This window comes from Phenylobacterium sp. (assembly GCF_044372605.1).
In the GTDB taxonomy this organism is placed as follows: domain Bacteria; phylum Pseudomonadota; class Alphaproteobacteria; order Caulobacterales; family Caulobacteraceae; genus Phenylobacterium.
This window is the reverse complement of sequence record NZ_JBILRO010000238.1, coordinates 1-5,286: the sequence shown is the minus strand read 5'-3', so window position 1 is coordinate 5,286 and position 5,286 is coordinate 1. Positions and strand designations below refer to the sequence as shown.

Here is a 5,286-nt window from a genome sequence, read left to right as displayed (position 1 = left end):
AAGGTGACGGGAGTGGCGTGAGGCGCTGCTTCACTGCCATGGGCCAGCAGGGTCGCCGTCAGGAACGTGGCCCCGCCTTCCTGATAGAGGCGGCTTGAAGGCTCAAGCGCCTCCATTTCCTCTACGGTCGGCAGTTGCAGGCCCAGCGCGGCCTCGACGGCCAGCTCTTCGTCGCGGGTGGGCCGCAGCAGGTCTATCCAGACAATGTCCGGCTCAGGGCGCCAGCCGGCCTGGATGGATATCGCCTGGACGCTGGGCTGGCCGCGTCGAAGGACATTGATCATGCCGTCGCCTCCGCCCGGCCTTGTGCGGCCGCGCGGGCGCGGCCGTCAACCTTCTCAGGCTAGAGCCTTTCCTGAGCATGACGGGCGCTTCGACCGGCGCCCACTTGAAGCCGTCATGCTCTAGCGGGGCGGGTCATTGTCCTGCCGGGTCGCGGCGGCGATCAGCGCGGCGATGCGGTCGGTGGATTCCGCAGCCTGCGAGAGAACGCTCATCGGACCCTGGCCGGGGCGCATGGCGCCGGCCATCTGCGACGCAGCGGACTGGGCCACTGCAATGGCACCGTTCTGCATTCGGCTCAGGCCGGACGCGGCCATCACGCGGGCTGTGGTGTCCTGGTAGATGAAACCGTGCGTCGAATAGGTTGATCCGCCCAGGTCCCGGCTGGGATCGTACCAGACCTTGACCTGGCTCCAGTCGCCGCCGGCGGACACGTCAATGACGGTGACGTCCTTTTCCACCTTGCCGCGCGAACCTTCAATCGGGCTCCAGTTGGCGTGGGTGATCTGGACCACCCGGTCCGTCAACACCTGGCTGACGACGGCCACGTGACCAAGCCGCATCCGCTGCGTCGGCTTGAAACACAGAACGGCGCCCGCGCGCGGCTGGAAGCCGGTTTCATATTTGTTTGCGGCTTGCGTCCACCAGGTCCAGGCGTCGCCGAAGATCTGGATTCCGGAAATCAGGCGCGCGAACGGAACACACTGCCAATAGGTATCGGCCACCGCACCCGCCGGGGTGAAGGCGACAACAGCCGCGGCGGTCAGGGAACCAATCAGGGCTCGTGTCCGTTTCAGCATGCTTCGGTGACTCCCGCGCGGCTCTCGGCCCAAGCGATAACCGTATCTCGCTTGAGTGAAAAGAGGGTTTACGCGATCAGAGCGCCACCTGCCTTCCGATTATGCAGATTGACGGACAGGATCGTGATTTCCATTAAGAATTCTGAATAAATACAAATCCTGTCAAGGCGTGAATAGTCATCGAGAATATTGAAAACTATTGGCGAACATGGCGCAGTTTTTTGTATTGATGCTGGACATATATTGAAATTTACCCTGTTTTCGCCGATTTCTAATCTAAAAACATCCTAACTTCATACTTCGGTAACAAGCTGAAACAAGAGCTCAGCGCATCGGTGCATGTGTTCGGCGGGACTCGCCCAAGAGGAGAATTTCCCGAAAGCCCCGGCGCCGGCGGCGGCAGGCCTGATCAGAAAATCGGCGCCCGCACCTTCAGCGCCCGAACCCTAGCGCTTCACAAAAGAATGATTAGATAGCGGGGCAACTCGGGAGGGGTTTTTATGGATATCGTCGCGCTGGTCACGGACCCAGCTGCATGGGCGGCCTTCGTCACGCTTGTCGTGATGGAGATTGTGCTCGGCATCGACAATCTGATCTTCATTTCGATTCTGTCGAACAAGCTACCGGTGGAACACCGTGCGCGCGTCCGGCGGATCGGCATCTCGCTGGCGCTGGTCATGCGCCTGGGGCTGCTGTCGACGCTGGCCTTCATCGCCAGTCTCACCAAGCCGGTCTTCGAACTGCCCTGGCAGGGCCTGCCAAACGCCTACGGCGAACCCTCTTTTGAGCTGATGTTCTCCTGGCGCGACCTGATCCTGATCGCCGGCGGCCTGTTCCTGGTGTGGAAAGCCACGCTGGAGATCCACGAGAAAGTCGACCCCAATGAGAAGCATGGTCAAAAGCCAACCAAGGACGTTGTGATCAACAATGTTGGCTCCGCCATCTTCCAGATCATCCTGCTCGATCTGGTGTTTTCGGTGGACTCGATCCTGACCGCGGTGGGCATGACCGACCATCTGCCAATCATGTTCGCCGCCGTGATCATCGCCGTACTGGTGATGCTCCTCGCTGCCGACCCGCTTGCGAATTTCATCAACGAGAACCCGACGGTCGTCATGCTGGCGCTGGGCTTCCTGCTGATGATCGGCGTGGTGCTGATCGCCGATGGTTTCGGGATCCACATTCCAAAGGGCTTCATCTATGTCGCGATGGCGTTCTCGGCCTTCGTCGAGATCCTGAACATGCTCTCACGCCGCAAGAAGCCACCTCAGGCCGACAAGTCGCTCCACTGATCCGTCAGAGGAAGCTGTAGGGGTCGATGTCGATGGCCACCCGGATCGCTCCGGGTGGCCTGACCCTTGCCCGCCACGCCGCCATGTAGGCCGACAGGTCGACGGTGCGATCGGCCCGCACCAGGAACCGCTTTCGGCGACGCCCCCGGATCAGGCCCAGCGGGGCGTCGGCCGGACCGTAGACCTCGACCCCCGGCGCATTGGGCGCGACCTCGGCCATCTTGCGCATGAACGCCTCCAGCTGGGCGCCGTCCGGACCGGACGCAATGACGGCCGCCAGCCGGCCAAACGGCGGCAGCCCGGCCAGTTCTCGCTCGGCCATCTCGGCGGCCACGAACGCGTCGCGGTCCTGGGCTTTCAACGCCTGCATCACAGCGTGTTCGGGCGCATAGGTCTGAAGAAGAGCTCTGCCCGGCAGATCGCGACGCCCCGCCCTGCCCGTCGCCTGGGCCAGCAGTTGATAGGTGCGCTCGGCGGCGCGCAGATCACCACCTCTCAGTCCCAGATCCGCATCCACCACGCCAACCAGCGTCAGCCTGGGGAAGTTGTGGCCCTTGGCGGCCGCTTGCGTGGCCACCAGGATGTCGATCTCGCCCGCCGCCATGCTCTCCACCATCCGGCGCGCCTCGCGGGCGTCGAAGATGGTGTCGGAGGAGAAGACCGCCACCCGCGCTTCCGGGAACAGTTCACGGGCCTCTTCCTCGACCCGCTCGACCCCCGGCCCGATGGACACCAGGCTGTCCCGGGTCCCGCAGTGGGGACAGGCGGCCGGCTTGGGCATCGAGAAGCCGGTGAGATGGCAGACCAGCCGCCCGCTGTAGCGATGCTCAACCAGCCAGGAATCCGTGTCGGGCGCGGTCATGCGCTCGCCGCAGGCCTTGCAGAGCACCAGCGGCGCGTAGCCGCGCCGGTTGAGGAACAGCAGGCTTTGTTCGCCTCGCGCCCAGGTCTCCGCCATGGCCAGGCGCAGCGGTGGCGAGAGCCACTGGCCGGGTTCCGGCGGCGTCTCACGCAGATCGACCAGATCGATGTCCGGCAGCACCGCGCCACCGTGGCGCGCGGTCAGTTTCAGCCAGCGATAGCGGCCCTGCTCAGCGTTGCGCAGGGTCTCCAGAGAAGGCGTGGCCGAGGCCAGGATCACCCCGGCGTTCTCGATCCTCGCCCGCGCAACGGCCAGGTCGCGGGCCTGATAGATGAAACCTTCCTCCTGCTTGTAGGAGGTGTCGTGTTCCTCATCGACCACGATCAGGGCTAGCCTCCGGAAAGGCAGGAACAATGCCGAGCGGGCGCCGACCACGATCCGGCAGCGCCCGGCAGCCACCGCGTCAAACACCCGCCGTCGCGCCGGCGGGGCCACATCGGAGTGCCATTCGCCAGGCTGGGCGCCAAAGCGGATTGATACCCGGGCAATGACTGCCTGGGTCAGGGCGATCTCGGGCAGCAGGATCAGCACCTGGGCGTCCGGGTCGGCGGCCAGGGCCGCAGCAACAGCTTCCAGATAGACCTCGGTCTTGCCCGAGCCCGTCACCCCGTCCAGCAGCGCGACGTTGTAGCCCCCCGCGTTCACGACGCCTGAAAGGACTGCGGCGGCGGCGGACTGACTGGCGTTCAAGGCCGCGCCATGCAGGCTGAGGTCCGGCGGATCGAACGCGGCTTCAGACGCGATCTGGTGCAGCGCCAGAACACCTTCATCGATGAGCCCCTTGACCACGCCGGAGGAAACACCGGCGGCGCGGGCCAGTTCGGCAGGCGGGAGCGGACCTTCTGCGACCACCTCCAACACACGGGTGCGGGCCGGCGTGGGCCTGGCCGGCAGGAGGCCTGTGGCCGAGGCGACCCGCACCGGGCGAGGCTTCGGCGTGCGGGCGCCCCTGAGCGCGATCGCCAGCGGCTGGCCGGGGCTGTCGACTGCATATCGCGCGGCCCACTGGACGAACTCCAGGGTCCCCGGAGGAAGCGCCGGATCGTCCAGGCGCTCGGCGACCGTTTTCAGCGGTCGGTTACCGCCAAGCGAAGCCCGCAAGGCCACCACGACGCCGCGCACCAGGCGCGGGCCGAGGGGAACCGCCACGTGATCGCCCGCGGAAAGCGCCATACCTTCGGGCTCGGCGTAGTCGAACGCCTCCGGCAACGGCATGGGGATCAGGACGGAGGCGATTCGGCTCATTGTGCGCGGCGGGTTGTGAGCCTGCGGGCTTCGCAGCTACAAGCGCCGCGAACAAGCCCGGGATCAAACGAATGCAGATCTTCCTCGACACCACCGACACCGCCATCCTGAAGGATCTGGTCGCCACCGGCCTGATCGACGGCGTCACCACCAATCCGACCCTGATCGCCAAGTCCGGCCGCAACATGCTGGAGGTGATCACCGAGATCTGCGGCATCATCTCCGGACCGGTAAGCGCCGAGGTGGCCGCCATGGACGTGGCCGGCATGCTGGCCGAGGGTCGCAAGCTGGCCGCATTGGCCCCCAACATCGTCGTCAAGGTGCCGCTGACCCGCGAGGGCCTGACCGCAACGGCGGAGTTCACCGCGGAAGGGATCCAGACCAACGTGACGCTCTGTTTCTCGGCGGCCCAGGCGCTGCTCGCCGCCAAGGCGGGCGCCACCTACATCAGCCCCTTCATCGGCCGTCTGGACGACCACGGGGCCAACGGCATGGATCTGATCACGGAGATCCGCGCGGTCTACGACAACTACGATTTCGATACCGAAATCCTGGCCGCGTCGATCCGCTCGCCGCAACATGTGACCGAGGCTGCGCTGGCCGGCGCGGACTGCGCGACGATCCCCCCGGACGTTTTCCTGGCGCTCTTCAAGCACCCGTTAACCGAACGCGGTCTCCAACAGTTCATGGCGGACTGGGCCAAGACCGGGCAGTCCATCCTTTAGGGGGCAAAATACGCATGGAT

At 65.1% G+C, this 5,286-nt stretch carries 4 protein-coding genes and 1 pseudogene; 2 read left to right on the top strand and 3 right to left on the bottom strand.

Going from position 1 to position 5,286, the window contains the following annotated elements:
- Window positions 1-284 (bottom strand): annotated as a pseudogene (locus tag ACIQ42_RS15635) (magnesium transporter); the annotation flags it as partial.
- A gap of 120 nt (window positions 285-404) precedes the next feature.
- Window positions 405-1,082, bottom strand: coding sequence for a CHAP domain-containing protein (locus ACIQ42_RS15630; protein WP_397423173.1), 678 nt, complete (start codon window positions 1,080-1,082; stop codon window positions 405-407).
- A gap of 500 nt (window positions 1,083-1,582) precedes the next feature.
- On the opposite strand from ACIQ42_RS15630, the gene ACIQ42_RS15625 reads away from it, so the two are divergent.
- Window positions 1,583-2,374, top strand: a complete 792-nt coding sequence (locus tag ACIQ42_RS15625) for a TerC family protein (protein ID WP_397423172.1) — start codon at window positions 1,583-1,585, stop codon at window positions 2,372-2,374.
- A gap of 4 nt (window positions 2,375-2,378) precedes the next feature.
- Here the strand turns inward: ACIQ42_RS15625 and ACIQ42_RS15620 are convergent, their stop codons facing one another.
- A complete protein-coding gene (locus ACIQ42_RS15620; RefSeq protein ID WP_397423171.1) occupies window positions 2,379-4,541 on the bottom strand; it encodes a primosomal protein N' in 2,163 nt (720 codons plus the stop codon).
- A gap of 71 nt (window positions 4,542-4,612) precedes the next feature.
- Between ACIQ42_RS15620 and fsa the strand changes: the two genes are divergently transcribed.
- Window positions 4,613-5,266 carry a fructose-6-phosphate aldolase gene (gene fsa / locus ACIQ42_RS15615; protein ID WP_397423170.1) on the top strand — a complete coding sequence of 218 codons (654 nt, stop codon included), beginning with the start codon at window positions 4,613-4,615 and terminating at the stop codon, window positions 5,264-5,266.
- The last annotated feature ends 20 nt before the right edge of the window (window positions 5,267-5,286 follow it).